24 protein-coding genes are annotated in these 22,664 nt (G+C 69.5%); 11 read left to right on the top strand and 13 right to left on the bottom strand.

The window, feature by feature from the left end; genetic code table 11:
• The first annotated feature begins 41 nt into the window (after positions 1 to 41).
• From tkt to pyk, 4 genes are read left to right on the top strand one after another with little or no spacing between them, the layout of a single operon-like run.
• A complete protein-coding gene (gene tkt / locus G6N75_RS01745; RefSeq protein ID WP_165346339.1) occupies positions 42 to 2,036 on the top strand; it encodes a transketolase in 1,995 nt (664 codons plus the stop codon).
• A gap of 59 nt (positions 2,037 to 2,095) precedes the next feature.
• Positions 2,096 to 3,109: a type I glyceraldehyde-3-phosphate dehydrogenase gene (gene gap, locus G6N75_RS01740; RefSeq protein WP_165346338.1), complete on the top strand. Its 1,014-nt coding sequence runs from the start codon at positions 2,096 to 2,098 to the stop codon at positions 3,107 to 3,109.
• 7 nt (positions 3,110 to 3,116) lie between these two features.
• Positions 3,117 to 4,295 (top strand): phosphoglycerate kinase, encoded by a 1,179-nt coding sequence (locus G6N75_RS01735; protein WP_165346337.1) that lies wholly within the window; start codon positions 3,117 to 3,119, stop codon positions 4,293 to 4,295.
• Positions 4,296 to 4,308: 13 nt separating this feature from the next.
• Positions 4,309 to 5,730, top strand: coding sequence for a pyruvate kinase (gene pyk / locus G6N75_RS01730; protein WP_165346379.1), 1,422 nt, complete (start codon positions 4,309 to 4,311; stop codon positions 5,728 to 5,730).
• A 17-nt stretch (positions 5,731 to 5,747) separates the two neighbouring features.
• Here the strand turns inward: pyk and sulP are convergent, their stop codons facing one another.
• From sulP to G6N75_RS01670, 12 genes are all read right to left on the bottom strand, one after another.
• Positions 5,748 to 7,451, bottom strand: coding sequence for a sulfate permease (sulP, locus tag G6N75_RS01725; protein ID WP_165346336.1), 1,704 nt, complete (start codon positions 7,449 to 7,451; stop codon positions 5,748 to 5,750).
• Between the two features lie 104 nt (positions 7,452 to 7,555).
• The gene (locus G6N75_RS01720; protein WP_165346335.1) at positions 7,556 to 8,086 is read right to left on the bottom strand and encodes a peroxiredoxin; all 531 of its coding nucleotides are present in this window, start codon (positions 8,084 to 8,086) and stop codon (positions 7,556 to 7,558) included.
• Positions 8,087 to 8,136: 50 nt separating this feature from the next.
• Positions 8,137 to 9,045, bottom strand: coding sequence for an RNase adapter RapZ (gene rapZ / locus G6N75_RS01715; protein ID WP_165346334.1), 909 nt, complete (start codon positions 9,043 to 9,045; stop codon positions 8,137 to 8,139).
• A gap of 19 nt (positions 9,046 to 9,064) precedes the next feature.
• A complete protein-coding gene (locus G6N75_RS01710) occupies positions 9,065 to 9,541 on the bottom strand; it encodes a PTS sugar transporter subunit IIA (RefSeq protein WP_165346333.1) in 477 nt (158 codons plus the stop codon).
• A 30-nt stretch (positions 9,542 to 9,571) separates the two neighbouring features.
• Positions 9,572 to 9,889, bottom strand: coding sequence for a ribosome-associated translation inhibitor RaiA (gene raiA / locus G6N75_RS01705; protein WP_165346332.1), 318 nt, complete (start codon positions 9,887 to 9,889; stop codon positions 9,572 to 9,574).
• Between the two features lie 100 nt (positions 9,890 to 9,989).
• On the bottom strand, positions 9,990 to 11,435 hold the full coding sequence (locus G6N75_RS01700; protein ID WP_165346331.1) for an RNA polymerase factor sigma-54: 1,446 nt from the start codon (positions 11,433 to 11,435) through the stop codon (positions 9,990 to 9,992).
• A gap of 9 nt (positions 11,436 to 11,444) precedes the next feature.
• On the bottom strand, positions 11,445 to 12,170 hold the full coding sequence (lptB, locus tag G6N75_RS01695; protein WP_165346330.1) for an LPS export ABC transporter ATP-binding protein: 726 nt from the start codon (positions 12,168 to 12,170) through the stop codon (positions 11,445 to 11,447).
• Positions 12,167 to 12,826 carry an LptA/OstA family protein gene (locus tag G6N75_RS01690; RefSeq protein ID WP_165346329.1) on the bottom strand — a complete coding sequence of 220 codons (660 nt, stop codon included), beginning with the start codon at positions 12,824 to 12,826 and terminating at the stop codon, positions 12,167 to 12,169. The genes lptB and G6N75_RS01690 overlap by 4 nt, the downstream gene beginning before the upstream one ends.
• On the bottom strand, positions 12,807 to 13,358 hold the full coding sequence (gene lptC, locus G6N75_RS01685; protein WP_165346328.1) for an LPS export ABC transporter periplasmic protein LptC: 552 nt from the start codon (positions 13,356 to 13,358) through the stop codon (positions 12,807 to 12,809). Before lptC ends, G6N75_RS01690 begins: the two co-directional genes overlap by 20 nt.
• Entirely contained in the window at positions 13,359 to 13,847 is a 489-nt protein-coding gene (locus G6N75_RS01680; protein ID WP_165346327.1) for an HAD hydrolase family protein, read from the bottom strand. It lies immediately after the preceding gene.
• Positions 13,847 to 14,836, bottom strand: coding sequence for a KpsF/GutQ family sugar-phosphate isomerase (locus tag G6N75_RS01675; RefSeq protein ID WP_165346326.1), 990 nt, complete (start codon positions 14,834 to 14,836; stop codon positions 13,847 to 13,849). Before G6N75_RS01675 ends, G6N75_RS01680 begins: the two co-directional genes overlap by 1 nt.
• Before the next feature lie 3 nt (positions 14,837 to 14,839).
• Positions 14,840 to 15,799: a calcium/sodium antiporter gene (locus G6N75_RS01670; RefSeq protein ID WP_165346325.1), complete on the bottom strand. Its 960-nt coding sequence runs from the start codon at positions 15,797 to 15,799 to the stop codon at positions 14,840 to 14,842.
• Between the two features lie 165 nt (positions 15,800 to 15,964).
• Between G6N75_RS01670 and G6N75_RS01665 the strand changes: the two genes are divergently transcribed.
• Both G6N75_RS01665 and murA read left to right on the top strand, forming a co-directional pair.
• Positions 15,965 to 16,204, top strand: coding sequence for a BolA/IbaG family iron-sulfur metabolism protein (locus G6N75_RS01665; RefSeq protein WP_165346324.1), 240 nt, complete (start codon positions 15,965 to 15,967; stop codon positions 16,202 to 16,204).
• 12 nt (positions 16,205 to 16,216) lie between these two features.
• Positions 16,217 to 17,485 carry a UDP-N-acetylglucosamine 1-carboxyvinyltransferase gene (murA, locus tag G6N75_RS01660; protein ID WP_165346323.1) on the top strand — a complete coding sequence of 423 codons (1,269 nt, stop codon included), beginning with the start codon at positions 16,217 to 16,219 and terminating at the stop codon, positions 17,483 to 17,485.
• Between the two features lie 146 nt (positions 17,486 to 17,631).
• On the opposite strand, the gene G6N75_RS01655 is transcribed toward murA, so the two are convergent.
• On the bottom strand, positions 17,632 to 18,696 hold the full coding sequence (locus G6N75_RS01655) for a trypsin-like peptidase domain-containing protein (protein ID WP_165346322.1): 1,065 nt from the start codon (positions 18,694 to 18,696) through the stop codon (positions 17,632 to 17,634).
• Positions 18,697 to 18,909: 213 nt separating this feature from the next.
• Between G6N75_RS01655 and petA the strand changes: the two genes are divergently transcribed.
• From petA to G6N75_RS01630, 5 genes are read left to right on the top strand one after another with little or no spacing between them, the layout of a single operon-like run.
• Positions 18,910 to 19,503, top strand: a complete 594-nt coding sequence (petA, locus tag G6N75_RS01650) for a ubiquinol-cytochrome c reductase iron-sulfur subunit (RefSeq protein WP_165346321.1) — start codon at positions 18,910 to 18,912, stop codon at positions 19,501 to 19,503.
• Complete coding sequence (locus tag G6N75_RS01645) at positions 19,503 to 20,753, top strand: cytochrome bc complex cytochrome b subunit (RefSeq protein ID WP_165346320.1); 1,251 nt, start codon at positions 19,503 to 19,505, stop codon at positions 20,751 to 20,753. Before petA ends, G6N75_RS01645 begins: the two co-directional genes overlap by 1 nt.
• Positions 20,746 to 21,501, top strand: a complete 756-nt coding sequence (locus G6N75_RS01640; protein ID WP_165346319.1) for a cytochrome c1 — start codon at positions 20,746 to 20,748, stop codon at positions 21,499 to 21,501. Before G6N75_RS01645 ends, G6N75_RS01640 begins: the two co-directional genes overlap by 8 nt.
• A gap of 40 nt (positions 21,502 to 21,541) precedes the next feature.
• Positions 21,542 to 22,141 carry a glutathione S-transferase N-terminal domain-containing protein gene (locus G6N75_RS01635; RefSeq protein WP_165346318.1) on the top strand — a complete coding sequence of 200 codons (600 nt, stop codon included), beginning with the start codon at positions 21,542 to 21,544 and terminating at the stop codon, positions 22,139 to 22,141.
• On the top strand, positions 22,138 to 22,557 hold the full coding sequence (locus G6N75_RS01630; protein WP_276611202.1) for a ClpXP protease specificity-enhancing factor: 420 nt from the start codon (positions 22,138 to 22,140) through the stop codon (positions 22,555 to 22,557). Before G6N75_RS01635 ends, G6N75_RS01630 begins: the two co-directional genes overlap by 4 nt.
• The last annotated feature ends 107 nt before the right edge of the window (positions 22,558 to 22,664 follow it).

Here is a 22,664-nt window from a genome sequence, read left to right as displayed (position 1 = left end):
ACATGCCCAGTTTACCCGCCAGCTGCCTTTTCGGAGCGTAGATGCCCTCGCGTAGAGATCTCGCCAACGCCATCCGCGCGTTGAGCATGGACGCCGTCCAGCAGGCCAATTCCGGTCATCCGGGCATGCCCATGGGCATGGCCGACATCGCGGAAGTGCTGTGGAACGATTTCCTTCGCCACAATCCCGGCAACCCCCGCTGGCCCAACCGCGACCGCTTCGTGGTGTCCAACGGCCACGGCTCGATGCTCCTGTACTCCTTGCTGCATCTCGCCGGCTATCCCTTGAGCATGGACGAGATCCGCAACTTCCGGCAGTTCGGCTACCGCACCGCCGGCCACCCGGAATACGAGCCCGAAATGGGCGTCGAGACCACCACCGGACCGCTGGGCCAGGGGCTGGCCAACGCGGTCGGCATGGCCATTGCCGAGCGGGTGCTGGCGGCTCGTTTCAACCGGCCGGGCTTCGAGGTCGTCGACCACCACACCTGGGTGTTCACCGGCGACGGCTGCCTGATGGAAGGCGTGTCGCACGAGGCCTGCTCGCTGGCCGGCACGCTGGGGCTGGGCAAGCTCGTCGCCTTCTACGACGACAACGGGATCTCCATCGACGGCGAGGTCGAGGGCTGGTTCACCGACGACACGCCTGCCCGTTTCGCGGCCTACGGCTGGCACGTGGTGCCGGCGGTGGACGGCCATGACCCGGAGGCCGTGCAGGCCGCGATCGAGGCGGCGCGCGCCGAGACCGGCCGCCCGACCCTCATCTGCTGCCGGACCGTGATCGGCTGGGGCGCGCCGAACAAGCAGGGCACCGAGGCGACCCATGGCGCGGCGCTCGGCGCGGAGGAAGTGGCGGCCACGCGCGCCAATATCGGCTGGCCCCACGAGCCTTTCGTCATCCCGGACGACATCCGTTCGGCCTGGGACGCGCGGGAACGGGGCGCGGCGGCGGAGGCGGCCTGGTCCGAGCTGATGCGGGCATATGCCGGCGAATACCCGGAGGAGCACGCCGAGCTGCGGCGGCGCCTGGCCGGTGAGCTGCCCGCCGGCTGGGACGAGGCGGCCGACGCCGTAATTGCGCGGCTGGCCGCCAGCGACAAGGCGGTCGCGACCCGCAAGGCCTCGGAGCTGGCGCTGGACGGGTTCGGCCCGATGCTGCCGGAGCTCGTCGGCGGCTCGGCCGACCTGAGCGGCTCCAACAACACCTTTTTCAAGGGCAGCCGCCGCATTGCCGCAGGCGACTTCGACGGCAATTACCTGCACTACGGCGTCCGCGAGTTCGGCATGACTGCCATCATGAACGGCATGGCGCTGCACGGCGGCTGCAAGCCCTACGGCGGCACCTTCCTGGTGTTCTCGGACTACGCCCGCAACGCGGTCCGCATGGCGGCGCTGATGCACCAGCCGGTCACGCTGGTCTACACGCACGATTCCATCGGCCTCGGCGAGGACGGCCCGACCCACCAGCCGATCGAGCATCTCGCGAGCCTGCGGCTGATCCCCAACCTGCGGGTGTGGCGGCCCTGTGACCAGGCGGAGACGGCCGTGGCCTGGCGCGACGCTATCGAGAGCACGGCCACGCCGACGGTGCTGGCGCTGTCACGCCAGGGCCTGCCGCCGCAGGCCCGCAGCGAAGACCAGGTGGTGGCGATCCGCCGCGGCGGCTATGTACTGAGGGAGGCCGAGAGCGCCCCGGCGGCCATCATCATCGCCACCGGTTCGGAAGTGGCGCTGGCCGTGGCAGCCGCCGAGCTGCTGGGGGCCGACGGGATCGGCGTCCGGGTCGTCTCGATGCCTTGCATCGAGGCCTTCCGGGCGCAGGACGCGGCCTGGCGCGAGGCGGTGCTGCCGCCGGCGATCAGGGCGCGGCTGGCGGTGGAGGCGGGCGTCCCGGACAGCTGGCACCCGCTGGTGGGCGACGCCGGGGACGTGGTCGGGATCGAGCGCTTCGGCGCCTCGGCGCCGGCCCCGGCACTGTTCGAACATTTCGGTTTCACGGCGGAACGGGTGGCCGAGAGGCTGCGCGCACTGCTCTAGTTTCATCAGCGTCAATCGCTCCCCGTCGCCAGGCGGGGCGGCAGGCAAGGAGAAAGACCATGGCGATCAAGGTTGGCATCAACGGTTATGGCCGCATCGGCCGCAACATCCTGCGCGGGCTGTACGAGTCGGGCCGCACCGGCGAGATCAGCATCGTCGCGATCAACGACCTGGGCGACGCGAATACCAATGCCCACCTGACCCGCTACGACACGACGCACGGCAAGTTCTCGGGCGACGTCAGCGTCGACGGCGACAGCCTGGTGGTGAATGGCGACCGCATCCGCGTGCTGGCCGAGCGCAACCCGGCGAACCTGCCGTGGAAGGCGCTCGGCGTCGACGTGGTGCTGGAGTGCACCGGGTTGTTCACCAGCAAGGAGAAAGCCTCCGCCCACCTCCAGGCCGGCGCGAAGAAGGTGATCATCTCGGCCCCCGGCGGCAAGGACGTGGATGCGACGGTGGTGTACGGCGTCAACCACGAGACCCTGAAGGCCTCCGACGAGGTCATCTCCAACGCTTCCTGCACCACCAACTGCCTGGCGCCGCTGGTGCACCCGCTGCACCAGTCCATCGGCGTGGTACATGGCCTGATGACCACTATCCATGCCTACACCAACGACCAGGTGCTGACCGACGTCTTTCACTCGGACCTGCGCCGGGCGCGCTCGGCCACCATGTCCATGATCCCGACCAAGACCGGCGCCGCGGCGGCGGTCGGACTGGTGCTGCCGGAACTGGCCGGCAAGCTGGACGGCTTCGCCATCCGGGTGCCGACCATCAACGTGTCGATGGTCGATTTGACCTTCACCGCGGCCCGCGACACCAGCAAGGAAGAGATCGACCAGGTGCTGGAGGCGGCTGCCCAGGGCCCGCTCAAGGGCATCCTCGGCATCAACCGCGAGCCGCTGGTGTCGATCGATTTCAACCATGACCCGCGCTCTTCGGTCTACGAGGCATCGCTGACCCGCGTGGTCGACCAGCGCCTGGTGAAGATCTGCGCCTGGTACGACAACGAGTGGGGCTTCTCCAACCGGATGCTCGACACCACCATCGCGCTGGTCAACGCCAAGTAGGCCGGCGATGGACGTGATCCGCATGGCGGACCTCGACCTGGCCGGCAAGCGGGTCCTGGTCCGCGAGGACCTGAACGTGCCCGTCGAGGACGGCAAGGTGGCCAGCGACGCCCGTATCAGGGCGTCGTTGCCGACCATCCGCCTGGCCCTCGACAAGGGCGCCGCCGTGATGCTGCTGTCGCACCTGGGCCGGCCCACCGAGGGCGAATTCGACCCCGAGTACTCGCTGGCGCCGGTCGCCGAGCACCTGTCAGGCCTGCTGGGTCAGCCGGTGCGCCTGGAGCGCGACTGGCTCGACGGCGTCGAGGTGGAGCCGGGCGAGGTCGTGCTGTGCGAGAACGTCCGCTTCAACAAGGGGGAGAAGAAGGACGACGAGGGCCTCGCGCGGCGCATGGCGGCGCTGTGCGATGTCTTCGTGATGGATGCTTTCGGTACGGCGCATCGCGCCCAGGCGAGCACCCACGGCGTGGCGCGCTTCGCCCCGGTGGCCTGCGCCGGGCCCCTGCTCGCGGCCGAGCTGGAGGCCCTCGGCCAGGCGCTGCACGCGCCGGCCCGGCCGCTGGTCGCCATCGTCGGAGGCTCCAAGGTCTCGACCAAGCTCACCGTGCTGGAGACCCTGCTCGACAAGGTGGACCAGCTGATCGTGGGCGGCGGCATCGCCAACAACTTCATCGCGGCGGCCGGCCACGGTGTGGGCAAGTCGCTCTACGAGCCGGACCTGCTGGACGATACCCGCGCGCTGGTCGCCAAGGCGCGCGAGCGGGGCGCCGAGATCCCGCTGCCCGTGGACGTGGTCGTGGCGCAGGGCCTGGAGACTCACCACGAGGTGGCCCTGCGGCCAATCGCCGAAGTCCGGGCCGACGAAATGATCCTGGACGTCGGCCCCGCGACCTCCAGTGCCTACGGCACCGTCCTGGCGCGCGCAGGCACCATCGTGTGGAACGGGCCGGTGGGCGTGTTCGAGGATGAACGCTTCGCCGCGGGGACGCGCGCCCTGGCCGAGGCGGTGGCGGCGAGCGAGGCCTTCTCCATCGCCGGGGGCGGTGACACGCTGGCCGCGCTGGACGCCTTCGGCCTGACGGACCGGATCTCTTACGTCTCCACCGGCGGCGGCGCCTTCCTCGAGTTCATCGAGGGCCGCACGCTGCCCGCGGTGGCCATGCTCGAGCAGCGGGCGCGGGATTGAGCGCCGGCCCTTGCTGAAGCGCACCAAGATCGTCGCCACCCTCGGTCCGGCCACCGACCGGCCGGGCGTGCTGGAGCAGATGCTGCGGGCCGGCACCGACGTGGTGAGGCTGAACTTCTCGCACGGGACCGCGGCCGATCGCGAACGCCGGGTGCGGGAGGTCCGGCAGGCTGCCGCCGCGCTCGGACGGGACGTGGCGGTGCTCGGCGACCTCCAGGGCCCGAAGATTCGTATCGAGCGATTCGCCGGCGGCGCGATCGAGCTGGCCGACGGGGCGCCGTTCGTCCTCGACGCCGGGCTGGCGGCGGACGCCGGCGACCAGGGCGCGGTCGGGGTCACCTACCGGGACCTGCCGCGTGACGTCCGCCCGGGCGACACCCTGCTGCTGAATGACGGCGCCATCACGCTCGACGTCGAGCGGGTGGCCGGCAGCCGCGTGGAATGCGTGGTCCGGGTCGGTGGCACGCTCAGCGGCGGCAAGGGCATCAACCGCCAGGGCGGCGGCTTGTCCGCCGGGGCGCTGACCGACAAGGACCGCGGCGACATCGAGCTGGCGGCGCGGCTGGAGCTCGACTACCTGGCCGTTTCCTTCCCGCGCGACGCGGCCGACATGGATGAGGCGCGCGGGCTGCTGCGCGCAGCGGGCGGCGAAGCCCCGCTGGTGGCGAAGATCGAGCGGGCCGAGGCGGTGGCTCATATCGAGGAGATCGCCGGCGCCAGCGAAGTGGTCATGGTGGCGCGCGGCGACCTGGGCGTGGAGATCGGTTTCGCCGAGGTGCCCGGGGTGCAGAAGAACATCATCCGCATCGCGCGGGCGCACAACAGGGTCGTGATCACTGCGACCCAGATGATGGAGTCGATGATCCACGAGCCGATTCCGACGCGCGCCGAGGTTTCCGACGTCGCCAATGCGGTGATCGACGGCACCGACGCGGTCATGCTGTCCGGGGAGACGGCCGTGGGGCGGCATCCGGTGAAGGCCGTGGAGGCGATGGCCAGCGCCTGCCGCGCTGCCGAGCGGCAACGGGTCACTTCGACCTCGCATCACCGCATGGACGAAGTCTTCCAGCGCACCGACGAGGCGATCGCGATGGCCGCCATGTACACCGCCAACCACATGGACGTGCGCGCCATCGTGGCCCTGACGGAGTCCGGCAACACCGCCCTGTGGATGTCCCGGATCCGCTCGGGCATCCCCATCTACGCCTTCAGCCGGAACGAGGCCACGCGCCGCCGCGTGGCGCTTTATCGCGGCGTCTATCCCGTGCCCTTCGACGTGCTCGCGCAGCGGGGCGAGGCCGAATCCGAGGCCGTCTGCCGCGCCCTGCTGGATCGCGGCCTGGTCGCTTCCGGTGACCGCATCCTGCTGACCGAGGGCCATGCCGCCGGCATCGCGGGCGGCACCAATTCCCTGCGGATCCTGTCCGCGCCCTGAGCGGAGCAGGCCGGCGCCTAGAGCGGGATCAGTTCCTTCTCGCGCTCGGCCGCGCGGGACAGCGCGGTGACGGCTACCTGCGCGGTGGGGAAGACCTGGCCGGGCGCCAGCTGCTCGAAGATCCTGGTGCGCCGCAGGCGGTCCATGACCGGGCCCTTGACGTCCGCCAGATGGACCGTGACGCCGGCGGCGCGCAGGTTCTCCGCGGCCGCCTGGAGCGTGCGCAGGGCGCTGGAATCGACGAAGCCGACGCCGCTCATCACCAGCACCAGGTGCTTGATCCCGGGCCGCTGCTCGAACTCGCGGGTGATCATGTCCTGCACATTGCCGACGTTGGCGAAGTACAGGTTCTCGTCCACCCGCACCAGCAGGATCTCCGGCCAGGTCTCCACCTGGTGCCGCGCGACGCTGCGGAACTCGGTCGAGTGGGGCAGCCGGCCGACCACCGCGATGTTGGGGTGCCCGGTGCGCCAGATGTAGAGCAGCACCGACAGCAGCACGCCCATCACCAGCCCCGCCTCCACGCCGTAGGCCAGCACGCCGAGGAAGGTCACCAGGTTGGAGGCGCCGTCGGCCTTGCTGTAGCGCCAGGTCTCCGGGATCGAGCGCAGGTCCACCAGGCCGGCGACCGCCACGATGATGATGGCCGCCAGCGCCGCCTTGGGCAGGCCGCTGAACAGCGGCGCGAACAGGAGCAGCGTCGCCGCAGTGAAGAGCGCGAGGAAAATGGAGGAGAACTGGGTCCGCGCCCCCGAGTTGAAGTTCACCATGCTGCGGCTGAAGCTGCCGGCCACCGGCATGGCGCCCGACAGCGCCGAGCCGAGGTTGGCGGCGCCCAGCGCGACCAGTTCCTGGTCGGCGTCCACGGTTTCGCGGCGCCGGGCCGCCAGGTACTTGCCGATGCTGACACTTTCGACGAACACGATGATGCTGATCAGGGCCGCCGAGGGCAGCAGGTCGATCCAGGTGCTGAGGCCCGGCATCTCGAGATCCAGCATCGGCGGCCGGGTCGTGATCGCGCCCACCAGCGGGACGCGCTCCAGGCCGAAGGCGACCACCGCGCCGGTGGCGAGCGCCAGCACCACCACCGGGGCCAGGCGGGCCGCCAGCATGCGCAGCCGCCGGCCGGCCCAAGTCGAGCCGGCGCTCGCCAGCAGCAGCAGCAGGGCCAGGCCGCCGACTGCGAGCGTCTCCGGGTTGAGAATCGCGGCGCGGGCCCCGAGATAAGCCACCACCTCGTGCGGATGCAGCCCCGAAGGCAGCTCGATGCCGGCGAAATGCCGCAGCTGGTCGGCCATGATCACGATCGCGGCGCCGCTGGAGAAACCCGTCAGCACCGGCTGGCTCAGCAGGTTGGCGAACACGCCCATCCGCAACAGGCCCATGCTCAGCAGGATCAGGCCGGACAGCGCCGACAGGATCAGCGCCGCGGCGACGGGATCGACGTCGCTGCCCGCATGGACCGTGGCTGCGGCCACCATGATGGCGGCCACCGAGGCGGGACCGACCGACAGGTTCCGGCTGGTGCCGAGTAAAGCGTAGAGGATCGCCGGGAGCACCGAAGCGTAGAGGCCGACGACCGGCGGCAGCCCGGCCACCATGGCGTAGGCCAGCCCCTGGGGCACCAGCAGGATGGTCGTAATGGCCGCGGCGGCAAGATCCCCCGCCAGGTCCTGCCGCGTGGCCAGCGGCGCCCAGTGGAAGATCGGGAAGAATTTCAATGCTCGGGAGGGCACGGCCTGCAGCCTGTCAAACGCGTGCCTGCACGATAGTCAAGGCACGGTCCCCCGGCAAGCTGGGGACTGTCCCGGGGACAGTCCCCACCCTAGTTGCCGGCGCCAAGCGCCTCCAGGTCTGCAAGCACCTCGGCCGAATGCTCGTCGACGTCGACCTTGTCGTAATGCTTCGCAATGGTGCCGTCCGGCGCGACCAGGAAAGTCTGGCGGCTGGCCAGCTTCATCACCCCGAAGTTGCGCAGCACCCCGTACCGTGCCGCGACCTCGCCGCCCTCGTCGGCCAGCAGCGGAAACGGCAGGCTGTTTTTCTCGGCGAAGGCCTGGTGGCTGGCCACGTCGTCGACGCTGATGCCGACGATCTCGGCGCCGAGCCGACGGTAGGCGAAGATGTTGTCACGGAACTCGCAGGCCTGGGTGGTGCAGCCCGGCGTATCGTTCTTGGGATAGAAATAGAGCACCAGCCACTTGCCGCTATAGTCCTCGAGGCGGTGCATCTCCCCCGCCTGGTCCGGCAGCTCGAACGCCGGCGCCGGGGCGCCGGGGGCCGGCGCGGCATGCGCGGTAGCGGCCAGCAGCAGCGCGGCGAGCAGGGCAATGATCTGCGGGGCGGCTCGGGTCACGGCGATATCCTGTGTCGGGAGATGTGTTGCGGGTTTCGGCCGGGCACCGGCTACGGATTCCGCGCGCCGGCCTCGGCGCGTTCGGCCGCGAGGCGCTCCAGCGAGGCGTGCCGCACGGACACCCCGGGGAAACTCTCCTGGAAATGCGCCGCCAGCCGCTCGACGATGTAGACCGAGCGATGCCGCCCGCCGGTGCAGCCGATAGCGATGGTCAGGTAACTGCGGTTCGCCGCTTCGATGCTGCCGAGCCAGGTCTCGAGAAAGCGGACGATATCCTGCACATAAGCTTCGACCGTCGGGCTGGCTGTCAGGAACTCGATCACGCCGGCATCGAGCCCCGTCAGCGGCCGCAGTTTCGCCTCCCAGTAGGGATTCGGCAGGAAGCGGGCATCGAACACGAAATCGGCGTCCTTGGGCACGCCCTCGCGAAAGCCGAAGGACTCGAACTGGAGGCCGATCTCGTTCCGCGGCTGGTTGGCTACGCGGTTGCGGATGATGTCGCGCAGTTCGTGCACGCTCATGGTGCTGGTGTCGAGCACCAGGTCGGCGGACTCGGCCAGGGGCGCGAGCAGTTCCTGCTCGAAGCTGATTGCGGAGGACAGCGTCCGGTCGCCGGCCTGCGCCGGCGTATGCGGGTGGCGCCGGCGGGTGTCGAGATAGCGCTGCACCAGGACGTTGTCTGACGCGTGCAGGTAGACCACCTGGCAGCTGAGGCCGCGCTGCCGCAGGTCCTCGAGCAGGCCCCGGATCACCGGGAGGTCTTCCGGCCGCGGCCGCGTGTCGAGACCGATGGCGAGGCGCTCGAACTTGGCATCGTCGCTGTCCACCAGTTCGCCCACCACCAGCGCCAGCAGGCGGGCCGGCACGTTATCCAGGGTGTACCACTGCAGGTCTTCGAGCATGGCGAGCGCCACGCTCTTGCCGGAACCCGAGAGACCGCTGACGATTACCAGTTCCATCGTCGGCGCGGTCCGCGGTTCAGGCCGAAGCCGCGTGCGACTTGTCGTGGCTGACGAGCAGGTCGTAGACGCCGCGGCTGGAACTCGCGCGCCGCAGCGCTGCCGCCAGCGCGTGATCCGACAGCCCCCGCGCGATGGCCGAAACTTCTTCGTGATGACAGCCGACATCCCCGGCAGGCATGGGCACCAGCAGGCCGAAGATCAGGTCCACGGGCTCGCGGTCGGGCATGTCGAAATCGATCGGCTTGGACAGCTTGAGAAAGGCGCCCACCGGAGCTTCCAGCTCGCTCAGGCGGCCGTGCGGAATGGCGATGCCGTTCTCGATGGCGGTGCAGCCGAGCTTCTCGCGGGCGATGAGGCTCTGGAACACGTCCCCCTGGTCCAGGTCGGCGGCCGAGGACAGCAGCTCGCTCAGGATATCGAGGGCGTGTTTCTTGCTGCGAGCCTCGACATTGCCGAGCACGCGGCCGGGTTGCAACAGGGATCCGAAAGTCATTTGGGTACTCCGGGCGCGACGCCCGTAGGCTCAGGCGTTGCGCGGGCGGCCGGCGCCGTTGTGATGATCGGTCAGCTTGTCCTTGTGCCGGCGCACCTGGCGGTCGAGCCGGTCGGTCATGGCGTCGATCGCCGCATACATGTCCTCTTCGACCGCCGCAGCGTGCAGGGTGTCGCCGGCGAGCCGCAGGGTGGCTTCGGCCTTGTGCTGCAGCTTCTCGACCGTGAGGATGCAATGCACGTCGATGAGATTGTCAAAATGCCGGATGACCTTGTCCATCTTGGTGTGCACATAGTCGCGCAGCGGGTCGGTGATGTCGACGTGGTGGCCGGTCATGTTGATCTGCATAGGATTACCCCTTGGAGGTGACGGGGGCTTTCCTGGCGGAAAGCCCGCGGTGTACTTGTATTCTAGTAGCAGCTTTCGTCCGCTGGCTAGGCCGGTGCCCTCAGCGGATGGCCACCCGCCGGCGCTCGTTGGAAGACGGAAATCCCATGGATTCCCGGTACTTGGCGACTGTCCGACGGGCCACCTCGATGCCTTCGCCAGCCAGGACCCGGGCCAGCGCGCTGTCCGAGAGGGGCTTGGCGGGGTCCTCGTCGGCGATCAGCTTGCGAATGCGGGCCCGGATGGCGGTGGAGGAAACGCTCTCGCCGTCGCTGCCCGCGACCTGGCTGGAGAAGAAGTAGCGGAACTCGAACACGCCGCGCGGCGTGTGCATGAACTTCCCGGTAGTGGCGCGCGAAACGGTGGATTCGTGCAGCTCGAGGGTCTCGGCGATTTCCCTCAGCACCAGCGGGCGCATGCCTTCCTCGCCGCGCTCCAGGAACGCCTGCTGGTGGCCGACGATGGCGCGCGCCACGCGCAGCAGGGTCTCATTGCGAATCTCGAGGCTCTTGACCAGCCAGCGGGCCTCCTGCAGCTGGCTGCGCAGCGTCGAGTACTCCCCGCTGCGGCCCAGGCAGCCGGCATAAGCCGCATTGACCCGCAGCCGCGGTGCGATCGCCGGGTTGATCTCGACCTGCCATTCGTCCTCGACGCGGCGCACGAACACGTCCGGCACCACGTACTCCGGCGGCCGCGAGTCGGCTGCTCCGCCGGGCCGCGGGTTGAGTGAGCGCAGCAGCGCCACCGCCGATTCGAGTTCTTCGACGTCGCAGCCCAGCCGGCGGCGGATGGCGGCGTAGTCCTGCTCGCCCAGCTCCGCCAGGCATTCGGCCGCCAGGCGGCGGGCCAGGTCGAGCCCCGGGGTGTCGGGCGCAAAGGGCGCCAGCTGCAGCAGCAGGCACTCGCAGAGGTCGCGGGCGCCGACGCCGAGCGGATCGAAGCGCTGCACGCAGGCGAGCACGCGCTCGATCTCGTCGACGTCGCTGTGAATCTCCGGCTCCAGGTTGGCACAGATCTCTTCGAGGCTGTCCTGGAGGTAGCCGTCGTCGTCGATCGCGTCGATCAGCATGGTGGCGATCATCTTCCGGTCGCCCTCCGGCATGGTGACGTCGAGCTGCGCCAGCAGGTGGTCGCGCAGCGAGCTGCCGCTGGCATCGGCATAGTCGCGCTGCTCGTCGCCCTCGCCGCGGCCCGCACCGCCGTAGCTGCCCGGATAGTCGGGCACGTCGGCGTAGGGCAGGTCCTCCCGGTACGCCTCGCCCTCGCCCGGGGGCTCCGCCGCGGGCTCGGCCTCGGCGGCGCTGTCGGACGGCCGCTGCTGCTCGCCTTTCGGCGGGGCCAGCTCCAGGCCGTCGTCCATCTCCAGCATCAGGTTGTTTTCCAGCGCTTCCCTGAGCTCCGCCTGCAGGTCGAGCACCGGCAGCTGCAGCAGCCGGATGGCCATCTGCAGTTGCGGCGTCAGCGTCAGTTGCTGACTGAGCTTGAGTTGCAGGGTCTGTTTGATCATCGCTGTCGCTTACAGGCGGAAATGCTCGCCGAGGTACACCTCGCGTACCTGCCTGTTAGCCAGTATCTCATCCGCGGTGCCCGAGGCGATGACTTCGCCGGCGTTCAGGATGAATGCCCGCCGGCAGATGCCCAGGGTCTCGCGCACGTTATGGTCGGTGATCAGCACGCCGATCCCGCGGTCCCGCAGGTGGCCGATGATGCGCTGGATATCCAGCACCGAGATCGGGTCCACGCCCGCGAAGGGCTCGTCCAGCAGGATGAAGGACGGCTCCGCGGCCAGCGCCCGCGCGATTTCGACCCGCCGGCGCTCGCCCCCCGACAGGCTCAGTCCCCGGTTGTCCCGGATGTGGCCGATGCTGAGCTCCTCCAGCAGCTCCTCCAGCAGGTTGCGCCGGCCCACCTGGTCCAGGTCCTTGCGGGTCTCGAGCACCGCGAGGATGTTCTGTTCCACGCTCAGGCCGCGGAACACGGAGGCCTCCTGCGGCAGGTAGCCGACGCCGAGGCGGGCGCGCCGGTGGATGGGCAGGGCCGTGATGTCGGTGTCGTCCAGCAGGATCCGGCCGCGGTCGCAGGGGACCAGGCCGACGATCATGTAGAAGGCCGTCGTCTTGCCCGCGCCATTGGGTCCCAGCAGGCCGACCACTTCCCCGCTGGAGATGGCGAGGGTGAGCGAGTTGACCACGGTGCGCCCGCGGTAGCTCTTGGCGATGCCCTCGGCGCGCAGCGTCGTCAAGGCGTCGGCTCCCGTTCCGGTTCGGGCTCCGGTTCCTCCTCCGGCGGGGTGATGATGATCCGGACCCGTTCCCCGCCTTCTTCATCGGCGCTGGCGATCAACCGCTCCTCGGCGATGCGGTAGACCAGCTTGGCGCCGCTGGCCTCGCGCAGGCCGTCGCTCAGCCTGGCCTGGCCCTGCAGCGTCAGCTCACCGGCGCTGAGGTCGTAGCTGATCTGGTTGGCCGTGCCCTGCACGCGGCGCGCCTCCGGCCCGGGCATGGTGCGGGCGAAGCGGGCCGGGGCGCCCTCGGCGCGCGCAAATTGGAGCCGATGGTCGGTGAACCCGATGCTGGCCCGGTCGGACTCGATCGAGCCCATGGGGCCGTCGAGGGTCACGTCGCCGCTGAATTCCCAGGTTCCGCTGGTGAATTCCAGGTCCCGGGTCTCGGCCGTCGCCGCCGTGATCACGATGTCGCCCTGCTGGATGCGCACGTCGCGAAACAGCAGGCGTTCGCCGCGGCGGTCGAAATCGGATGAGGCGGCCTCCAGCAGGATCTCCTGCTGCGCCGGGGGCGGTTGCTGCGCGGCGACCGGCGCGGCGGCGGCGAGCGCCAGCAGCCAGGCGGCGCGACGCCGGGCGCGATGCGCGCGGGATTCAGGGGAGGAAGCGGCCATGCACATCGGATTGTAGCTGCAGCCGTTCCTCCAGCAAGTACGCGACGAGCCCCACGGCATGCAGTTCCTGCGGCCCCAGCGCCAGCGTCACCGGGGCATCGCTGCGCGCCACGCTGGTATCGATGTCCACCTCCAGGCGGTCGGTGCGCAAGCGGGCCGGGCCGTGGTCGCTGGAGTCACCGACGATGTTCACGCCGCCCCACAGCTCGAGCGCCTCCTGGTCGGCAGTGACGGCGCCGGCCGGGGCCGTGAGGAGCCAGGGATTCGGCGAATAAACGTTGTACTCGACGCGCACGTCCTTGAGGAGCGTCTCCCCGCCCAGCGTCACCTGCCGGATTTCTTCTGCCACCAGGCGGTACCGGGGCAGCCCCTCCGCATCGGACGAGGTGATTTCGGCCCCGGTCATGTAATAGCCGTCGGGGGCCGGCCTGGTGTCGACCGGGGGCGGTTCCTGCAGCCGGTGGTTGAGCCACCAGGCGCCGCCGGCGGCCGCCGCCAGCAGGACCAGTGCCAGGCGGTCGCGCCGGTCCACTCAGCGCGCCCCGAGCAGCAGTTCGCAGAACTCTCGTACTGCGCCGCGGCCCCCGGGTCGGCTGGATACCCAGTCGCTGGCTGCGAGGGCTTCCGCCTGGGCGTCCGCCACCGTGGCCGGCAAGCCGACCATCTGCATCGCCGGCACGTCCGGAATGTCGTCGCCGAGGTAGGCGACCTCGGCCGCGGGAATCCCGGTTTCGCGCAACAGCTGCTCCAGCACCGTGGCCTTGTCGTCCCGCCCCTGGATCACGCGGGTCACGCCCAGCTCGCCCATGCGCTTGTTGACCGCGGGGGAGTCGCGACCCGAGATGATGGCGACTTCCACGCCGGCGGCCAGCAGCGCCTTGATGCCGTAGCCGTCGCGCACGCTGAACGACTTGTACTCGACGCCGTCGCTGCCCAGCCAGATGCGCCCGTCGGTGAACACCCCGTCGACGTCGAAGACCGCCAGCCGGATGCGCGCCGCGCGCCGGGCGAGTTCCACCATCACATCACCCCCGCCTGCAACAGGTCGTGGACGTTGAAGGCGCCTTCCAGCCGCCCGTCCGCAGCGACCACCAGCAGGGCCGTGATGGAGTAGGTTTCCATGAGCCGTACCGCCTCCGCGGCCAGCATGTCGCCGCGCACGGTCTTCACGTTGCGCGTCATCACGGACCCGATCGGCGTGGTGGTGAGCTCATGCTTGCCGTCGAGCGTGCGGCGCAGGTCGCCGTCGGTATAGATGCCCAGCACGCGATCCTCGGCGTCGACCACCGCGGTCATGCCGAGTCCCTTGCGCGAGATCTCGAACAGGCCTTCGGCGACGACCAGGTCGGGCGCCACCCGCGGTACCCGCTCGCCGGTCCGCATGATGTCGCGGACGTGCAGCAGCAGGCGGCGGCCCAGCTGCCCGCCGGGATGGGAGAAGGCGAAATCCTCGCGGGTGAAGCCGCGGCTGTTGAGCAGCGCCACCGCCAGCGCGTCGCCCATGGCGAGGGCGGCGGTGGTGCTGGCCGTCGGCGCCAGGTTGAGCGGGCAGGCTTCCTTCGCCACACCCACGTCGAGATGGGCATCGGCGGCGCCCGCCAGGGTCGAGCCGGGCTTGCCCGTCATGGCCACCAGCGGCACGCCGAGGCGCTTGATCAGCGGCAGGATGGTCAGGATCTCGGGCGTCTCGCCGGAGTTGGAGATGGCCAGCACGACGTCCTTGGGCGTGATCATGCCGAGATCGCCATGGCTGGCCTCGCCGGGGTGGACGAAGAAGGCCGGCGTGCCGGTGCTGGCCAGGGTCGCGGCGATCTTGCCGCCCACGTGCCCGGATTTGCCCATGCCGGTGACGACCACTCGTCCGCTGCATTCCAGGCAGTACCTGCAGGCCCGCACGAAGCCCCCGTCGAGTCGTTCCCGGAGGTCCAGCAAGGCCGCCGCCTCCACGTCGAGCACCTCCCGCCCGAGTTTCTTGATCAGTCCGTCGTCGATGTGAGTCTCTGCGGCCATCACTTACCCCAGTAACACATAGCCGTGATAGGCGAAGAACGCGCCCAGCAGCAAGGCGCCTTCGGACCGGCGGATGCGGCTGTTGCCAGCGAAATTGTAGGTCATCAGGAACAGGGCCAGCGTCATGCCTATCATCACGGGCAAATGCAGCGCCAACACCGAGGGTTCGAAGGTCGCGGGATGGATGACGGCGGCGAGCCCGACCACGGCCAGGCTGTTGAAGATGTTGGAGCCGATGATGTTGCCGATGGCCATGTCGTGCTCGCCCTTCAGCGCACTCATCACCGAGACGGCGAGCTCGGGCAGGCTGGTGCCGACGGCGACGACGGTCAGGCCGATCACGAGGTCGGATACGCCGAAGGCGACGGCCAGCTCCTGCGCCCCCCAGACCAGCAGCTGGGCGCCCGCGAGCAGCACGACCAGGCCGAGCACCAGCCAGCCGATGGACTTGGCCATCGGCAGCCCCTCCGGCAGCTCAGCGGCGTAGTCGAGACCGATAGGGTCAGCGGCGTCGCTGCGCTGGCCGAGCACCACCAGCCAGTACAGCACCAGCACCAGCGTGCCCAGGAGGAGCACGCCCTCGACCCGGCCCAGGCGCAGGTTGATGAACACCATCGTCAGGACCAGGGTCACGGCCAGCAGCGCCGGCAGTTCGCGCCGCAGCGTGGTGGAGCGCACGGAGATCGGCATGATCAGCGCCGTCGCCCCGAGCACCAGGCCGATGTTGGCGATGTTGGAGCCGATGGCGTTGCCGGCGGCCAGCTCCGGGTCGGCATCCAGCGCGGCCGTGATGGAGACGAATATTTCCGGGCCGCTGGTCGCCATGCCGACCAGGGTGAGGCCGATCAGCAGCGGCGGGACGCCCAGGTTGCGCGCGGTGCTGGCGGCGCCGACCACGAAGCGGTCGGCTCCCCACATCAGCAGGACGAAGCCGGCGAGCGTCGCAAGAGAGTAGGTCAGCATGGCGGGCGGCGTACTCCTGGAGGCAGGGCAGCAGGCTCGGGCCGGCCATGATACACGCTGCCCTCCCTGGCGCGGATATCCGCGATGCGTGTCCCCCGCCGCAGGGTTCCGTTAAACTCTCGGCCTTTCCGGCCGGGAAAGCCCGGCGCCAGACCGGAAGCCGCCATGAACCGAGAACAAGTTGCCGCCATGATCCAGGCCGGGCTGCCTGCCGCCCGGGTCGAGGTCCATTCCGAGGACGACGTGCATTTCACCGCGCTCGTAGTGGCGGAGGAATTCGCGGGCCTGCGCCCGCTGCAGCGGCACCAGATGGTGTATCGCACGCTGGGGGACAAGATGGGAGGCGAGATCCATGCCCTCGCGCTCACTACCCTGACCCCCGACGAGCTGGCCGCCGGCCGCTGAGCCGCGCCCCCAGTGGACAAGCTGCTGGTCGGGGGCGGGCGGCGCCTGGAAGGCGAGATCCGCGTCTCCGGCGCCAAGAATGCCGCGCTGCCCATCCTGGCCGGCGCCCTGCTGGCGGACGCCCCGGTCCGGATCGGCAACGTGCCGCACCTGCAGGACATCACTACCACCATCGAGCTGCTGGGCCGCCTCGGCGTGGGCGTCACGGTCGACGAGCGCATGCGGATCGAGGTCGACCCGCGCGGCATTTCCTCGCTGGTGGCGCCGTACGAGCTGGTGCGGACCATGCGCGCCTCCATCCTGGTGCTGGGGCCGCTGCTGGCGCGCCACGGCGAGGCGGACGTGTCCCTGCCAGGCGGCTGCGCGATCGGGGCACGGCCGGTGGACCTGCATATCGCCGGCCTGCGGGCGATGGGCGCCAGCGTGGAGATCGAGGACGGCTATATTCGGGCCCGGGCCGGCCGCTTGCGCGGCGCCCGCATCGTGCTCGACACCGTCACTGTGACCGGCACCGAGAACCTGCTCATGGCCGCCACGCTGGCGGAAGGCGAGACCGTGCTGGAGAACGCGGCGCGCGAGCCGGAGGTGGTCGACCTGGCCGAGTTCCTGCAGGCGATGGGTGCGCGCATCAGCGGCGCCGGGACCGACACCATCCGGATCGAGGGGGTGGAGCGGCTCGGCGGCGCCGACTACGCCGTGCTGCCGGACCGGATCGAGACCGGCACCTACCTGGTCGCCGGCGCCATGACGGGCGGCCGGGTCCGCCTGCGGCACGCCCGCCCGGGGCACCTCGACGCGGTGCTCGGGAAGCTGCAGGAGGCGGGTGCCGCCGTGGCCTCGGGGCCGGACTGGATCGAGCTGGACATGGGCGGCCGGCGCCCCAAGTCGGTGAACCTGCGCACCGCCCCTTACCCGGCCTTCCCGACCGACATGCAGGCGCAGTTCGTCGCCCTCAACAGCATCGCCGACGGCACCGGCACGATCGTGGAGACGGTGTTCGAGAACCGTTTCATGCACGTGCAGGAGATGCAGCGCATGGGGGCGGACATCCGGCTGGAGGGCAACACGGCCGTGGTGCGCGGCGTCGAGCGGCTGCGGGCGGCACCGGTCATGGCCACCGACCTGCGGGCTTCGGCCAGCCTGGTGCTGGCCGCGCTGGCGGCCGAGGGCGAGACCCTGATCGACCGCATCTACCACATCGACCGCGGCTACGAGTGCATCGAGGAGAAGCTGTCGCAGCTCGGCGCCAGCATCCGGCGCATGCCGTCGCCGCGGCGCTGATTCGACGCGGCCCTGCGGCTGCCCCCCGTCCGCGCTCGCGGACTGCCGTCGCCCCCCCTCGCTCAATGAAGTCTTGATATCGCTCGGTGAGGCGACGACATTCCACGGCGCTACCGCAGTGCTGCGCAAGGGCTTCGGCAGCGCGGCTAGAGGCGGGCCGGGCGCTCGGCGACCTCCGCCTCGACCTCGAAGGACTGCCCGCGCCGGTTGCCGCTGAGCGTGACCTTGGTGCCCGGCGGCATGGCCGCGATGCTGCGCAGGGCGTCCTGCCAGACCACGACGGGCTCGCCGTTCACGTGCGTGATGATGTCGTTGGGCCGCAGGCCGGCCCGGGCCGCCGGGCCGCCAGCCTGGACCGTCGTCAGGATGATGCCGTAGGGCTCGGGCAGGCCGAGCGCCCGCGCCTGGTCGGGCGTCAGCGTCTGGGTGCCGACGCCGAGCCAGCCGCGGATGACCCGGCCGTGCTGCACCAGGTCGCTCATCACGCCCCGCACGAGATTGATGGGAATGGCGAAACCGATGCCTTCGGAGTCGAGCCGGCGCGAGAAGAACGCCGTATTGATGCCGACCAGCTCGCCGCGGGCGTTGACCAGCGCGCCGCCGGAATTCCCGACGTTGATCGCTGCGTCGGTCTGGATGAAATTCTCGAACTGGGACAGTCCCAGCTGGCCGCGGCCCGTGCCGCTGACGATCCCCTGGGTCACCGTCTGGCCGATGCTGAAGGGATTGCCGATGGCCAGCACCACGTCGCCCACCTCGAGCTGGTCCGAGCGGCCAACCCGGATGCTGGGCAGGTCCGGCAGCTCGATCCTGAGCAGGGCGATGTCGGTCTCCGGGTCGGTGCCGACCAGCCTCGCCGGCGCGCTGCGGCCGTCCACCAGCACCACGCTCAGGTCTTCCATGCCGGCGATCACGTGGTGGTTGGTGATGACGTAGCCGTCCCCGTTCATCACCACGCCCGAGCCGAGGCTGCCGCTGGCCTGGCGCTCCTCGAAGCCGGGCGCCACGGCTGCCCGCCCGACCAGGTTGACCACGGCCGGGGCAGTGGCGGCAACGGCGGCCGCGAAGGAGCCGGGCCCGGCCTGGTCGCCCCGCAGGGGATGGCCGGAGGGCAGCAGGCCGGGGAAGAGGAACACGACCACGAAGGCGACCGCCAGGCCCGCGACGGCGGACTGGAACAGGAACTTCACGGTGTGGCGGGCTTGGCCCATCGGCGCACGGTCCGGTCTCTGCGGGTCGCCCCGGGGGCGCCATTATAGGCAGGAACAGGGCGCGCTGCGCCGCTCCCGCCGGGTCCGGAGGTAGGCAGCACGAAAAGGCGGTGTGTATAATCGCGAGACTGCCCAATCTGCCCGCGAACGAGGTCCCTACGGCCCGTATCGCCGGCCTTTTGCCCCAGGAATCGTTCCAGGAGTGAACTCGGGATGAGTGATGGTGTTGATCTTGGCCGCCGCCGGTTTCTCGGTGCGGCCACGGGGGTGACTTCGGCCATAGGCATCGGCTTCGTCGCCGTGCCTTTCCTTTCTTCCTGGAAGCCCAGCGCCCGTGCCCAGGCGCTCGGCGCCCCGGTCGAGGTGGACATCAGCAAGCTCGATGACGGCGCGCTGATGCGCGTGGAATGGCGCGGCAAGCCGATCTGGGTGCTGAAGCGCACGCCCGAGATGATCGAGCGCGTCGAGCAGGCCGACCCGATGGTCCGCGATCCCATGTCGGAGGAGCCCCAGCAGCCCGAGTACGCCTCCGGGCGCCTGCGGTCCATCCGGCCGGAAGTGCTCGTCGTGATCGGCAGCTGCACGCATCTTGGCTGCTCCCCCTCGCCGCGCTTCGACGTCGGGGCCGAGGACCTGGGCGGCGCCGACTGGCCGGGCGGTTTCTTCTGCGCCTGCCACGGCTCGAAGTTCGACCTGGCCGGGCGCGTGTGGCGCGGCGTGCCGGCGCCGCTGAACCTGGTGGTGCCGCCGCACAAGTACGTCGACGACGCGACCATCCTGGTCGGTGAAGACGAGGGAGTAGCCTGATGAGCGCCGCGACTGACAAGAAGGGCGCCACCGGGGGCGGTCTCTCCGGCTGGTTCCGCAAGCGGTTCCCGTGGGACCAGCTCATGGAGGACCACGTCACCGGGTATTACGCGCCGAAGAACTTCAACTGGTGGTACGTGTTCGGCTCGCTGGCCCTGCTGGCGCTGATCATCCAGATCGTCACGGGCATCTTCCTGACGATGAGCTACAAGCCGTCGGCGGCCGAGGCCTTCGGCTCGGTCGAGTACATCATGCGCGACGTGGAGTGGGGCTGGCTGATCCGCTACATGCACTCCACCGGCGCCTCGATGTTCTTCGTCGTGGTGTACCTGCACATGTTCCGCGCCCTGCTGTACGGCTCCTACCAGAAGCCGCGCGAGCTGGTCTGGATCTTCGGCATGCTCATCTACCTGGTGATGTCGGCCGAGGCCTTCTTCGGCTACCTGCTGCCCTGGGGCCAGATGTCCTACTGGGGCGCCCAGGTGATCGTGTCGCTGTTCGGCGCTATCCCCGTCATCGGCGAGGGGCTGGTGGAGTTCATCCGCGGCGACTACTTCATCTCCGACGTCACGCTGAACCGCTTTTTCGCGCTGCACGTGATCGCCCTGCCCATCGTGCTGCTCGGCCTGGTGGTGGCGCACATCCTGGCCCTGCACGAAGTGGGCTCGAACAACCCGGACGGCGTCGACATCAAGGAAAAGAAGGGCCCGGACGGCCGGCCGCTGGACGGCATCCCCTTCCACCCCTACCACACGGCGAAGGACGTGCCGGCCTGGGTCGTGTTCGCCATGGTCTTCGCGATCATCGTGTTCTTCGCGCCGGAGATGGGCGGCTACTTCCTCGAGCATGCCAATTTCGAGCCGGCCAACCCGCTGAAGACGCCGGAGCACATTGCCCCGGTGTGGTACTTCACGCCCTTCTACGCGATCCTGCGCGCGGTGCCGGACAAGCTGGGCGGGGTGCTCGCCATGGGCGCTGCCATGTTCATGCTGTTCCTGCTGCCCTGGCTGGATCGCAGCCCGGTGCGTTCGATCCGCTACAAGGGGCCGCTGTTCAAGCTGGCGCTGACCCTGTTCATCATCAGCTTCGTGATGCTGGGCTGGCTCGGCCTGCAGCCGGCCACCAGCCTGTACACGATCCTGGCGCGCGTGTTCGCCATCATCTATTTCGCGTTCTTCCTGCTGATGCCGTTCTACTCGAAGATCGACAAGACGAAGACGCCTCCTCCGAGGGTGACCTATCATGGCTAGGCCTGTCCGGATGCTCGTGGTGGCGCTGCTGCTGGCGGCAGCGCCCGGTCTTGCCGTCGCCGCCGGCCCCGGCTTCCCGCTCGAAGACTCTGGTGCGGACGTGGGCAACCAGCCCTCGCTGCAGCGCGGCGCGCAGTTGTTCATGAACTACTGCCTCGGCTGCCACTCCCTGGAGTATGTGCGCTACAACACCCTGGCCGAGGGCCTCGGGCTGACCGAGGCGCAGGTCGCGGAGAACCTCCAGTTCACCGGCGGCTCCCTGCATGACACCATCACCATCGCCATGCCCGAGCGCGATGCCGCGGGCTGGTTCGGCCAGGCCCCGCCCGACCTCACGCTGATCGCGCGCTCCCGCGGCGAGGACTACATTTACACTTTCCTGAAGTCCTTCTACGTCGATCCGGGCTCGCGGCTGACCGGCGTCAACAACAAGGTCCTGCCAGGCACCTCGATGCCCCACGTATTGTGGCAGCTGCAGGGGCTGCAGGAAGCCGTGTACCGGCAGGAAACCGGGCCCGGCGGCGAGCGTATCGAGGTGTTCGAAGGCTTTGAGCTGGCCGAGCCGGGCTCGATGACCCCGGAGGAGTACAGCCAGGCCGCCCGCGATATCACGGCTTTCCTCAGCTGGGCCGCCGAGCCGATGCAACTCGAGCGACAGCGGCTCGGGATCTGGGTATTGCTGTTCCTCGCGGTCCTGTTCGTGTTCTCCTACCTGTATTACAAGGAGCTGTGGAAGGACGTGAAATGACCTTCCGTCAGGAAGCGGCTTCGGCCGCACGCGAGGCAACATGACGCTTTTCTCTAATCCCACCTGTCCGCACAGCCACCGCGTTCGCATCGTGCTCGCGGAGAAAGGCATTACGCTGGACGTGGTGGACGTCGAGTCCTCGAGTCTTCCCGAGGACCTGATCGAGCTGAACCCCTATAACAGCGTGCCGACGCTGGTGGACCGGGACCTGGTGCTCTACGACTCGCGCATCATTGCCGAGTATCTCGATGAGCGCTTCCCGCACCCGCCGCTGATGCCGGTGGATCCCGTCAGCCGGGCGCGGTTCCGCCTTGCGCTCTACCACGTCGAGCGCGACTGGTACTCGCTGGTCGACGACCTGGAGCGCGGCGACAAGCGCACCGCCAACAAGGCCCGCAAGACCCTGCGCGAGAGCCTGCTGGCAAGCGGCGAGCTGTTCGGGGTCAAGCCCTTCTTCATGAGCGACGAGTTCTCGCTGGTCGACTGCAGCATCGCCCCGATCCTCTGGCGACTGCCCCGCTGGGAGGTTGACCTGCCGCCGAGTCACGGCCGCCACATCATCAAGTATGCCGAGACCATCTTCAGCCGCCCCTGCTTCCGCGCCAGCCTGACGGAGCTGGAGAGGGAGATGCGCCCCTGAGCGGCGGCACCCAGGGGCGCAAGCCGCGCCGGCCCTACCTGCTCAGGGCGATGGTCGACTGGATCTCGGACAACGACGAGACGCCCCATATCGTGGTCGACGCCACGGTCGAGGGCGTGCGCGTGCCGCCGCAGTACGTCCACGAGGGCAAGCTGGTGCTGAATATCGGCGCCAGCGCCACCCAGGGCCTCCACCTCGGCGACGACACGGTCGATTTCAGCGCGCGCTTCGGCGGCGTGCCGTTCCCCGTCAGTATCCCGGTCCGCGCCGTGCTCGGCATCTACGCCCGCGAGTCGGGCGAGGGCATGATCTTTACCGACTCCGAGGGCGACCCCCCGCCCGGCAACGACGGCCCGGACGGCGGGTCGGACGACGACAAGCCGAAGGGGCCGCCGAAGCTGTCGGTGGTCAAGTAGCCTCGGCATCGCTCTCTGGCCGCGTCGGCGTTCACCTGTCCGCGCCCTGCGCTGTCGTCGCCCCTGACCGCGCTCGCGAGCTGTCATCCCCTCGCCTCACTTGGAAT

Source organism: Thioalkalivibrio sp. XN8 (genome assembly GCF_011058255.1).
GTDB lineage: Bacteria > Pseudomonadota > Gammaproteobacteria > Steroidobacterales > XN24 > XN24.
This window is presented reverse-complemented; position numbering and strand designations above follow the sequence as displayed.

Coding starts and splice junctions, on each gene's coding strand:
- tkt (WP_165346339.1), top strand. CDS start 42: ATGCCCTCGCGTAGAGATCTCGCCAACGCCATCCGCGCGTTGAGCATG.
- gap (WP_165346338.1), top strand. CDS start 2,096: ATGGCGATCAAGGTTGGCATCAACGGTTATGGCCGCATCGGCCGCAAC.
- G6N75_RS01735 (WP_165346337.1), top strand. CDS start 3,117: ATGGACGTGATCCGCATGGCGGACCTCGACCTGGCCGGCAAGCGGGTC.
- rapZ (WP_165346334.1), bottom strand. CDS start 9,045: ATGGAACTGGTAATCGTCAGCGGTCTCTCGGGTTCCGGCAAGAGCGTG.
- G6N75_RS01710 (WP_165346333.1), bottom strand. CDS start 9,541: ATGACTTTCGGATCCCTGTTGCAACCCGGCCGCGTGCTCGGCAATGTC.
- raiA (WP_165346332.1), bottom strand. CDS start 9,889: ATGCAGATCAACATGACCGGCCACCACGTCGACATCACCGACCCGCTG.
- G6N75_RS01700 (WP_165346331.1), bottom strand. CDS start 11,435: ATGATCAAACAGACCCTGCAACTCAAGCTCAGTCAGCAACTGACGCTG.
- G6N75_RS01690 (WP_165346329.1), bottom strand. CDS start 12,826: ATGGCCGCTTCCTCCCCTGAATCCCGCGCGCATCGCGCCCGGCGTCGC.
- G6N75_RS01680 (WP_165346327.1), bottom strand. CDS start 13,847: ATGGTGGAACTCGCCCGGCGCGCGGCGCGCATCCGGCTGGCGGTCTTC.
- G6N75_RS01675 (WP_165346326.1), bottom strand. CDS start 14,836: ATGGCCGCAGAGACTCACATCGACGACGGACTGATCAAGAAACTCGGG.
- G6N75_RS01670 (WP_165346325.1), bottom strand. CDS start 15,799: ATGCTGACCTACTCTCTTGCGACGCTCGCCGGCTTCGTCCTGCTGATG.
- G6N75_RS01665 (WP_165346324.1), top strand. CDS start 15,965: ATGAACCGAGAACAAGTTGCCGCCATGATCCAGGCCGGGCTGCCTGCC.
- G6N75_RS01655 (WP_165346322.1), bottom strand. CDS start 18,696: ATGGGCCAAGCCCGCCACACCGTGAAGTTCCTGTTCCAGTCCGCCGTC.
- petA (WP_165346321.1), top strand. CDS start 18,910: ATGAGTGATGGTGTTGATCTTGGCCGCCGCCGGTTTCTCGGTGCGGCC.
- G6N75_RS01645 (WP_165346320.1), top strand. CDS start 19,503: ATGAGCGCCGCGACTGACAAGAAGGGCGCCACCGGGGGCGGTCTCTCC.
- G6N75_RS01640 (WP_165346319.1), top strand. CDS start 20,746: ATGGCTAGGCCTGTCCGGATGCTCGTGGTGGCGCTGCTGCTGGCGGCA.
- G6N75_RS01635 (WP_165346318.1), top strand. CDS start 21,542: ATGACGCTTTTCTCTAATCCCACCTGTCCGCACAGCCACCGCGTTCGC.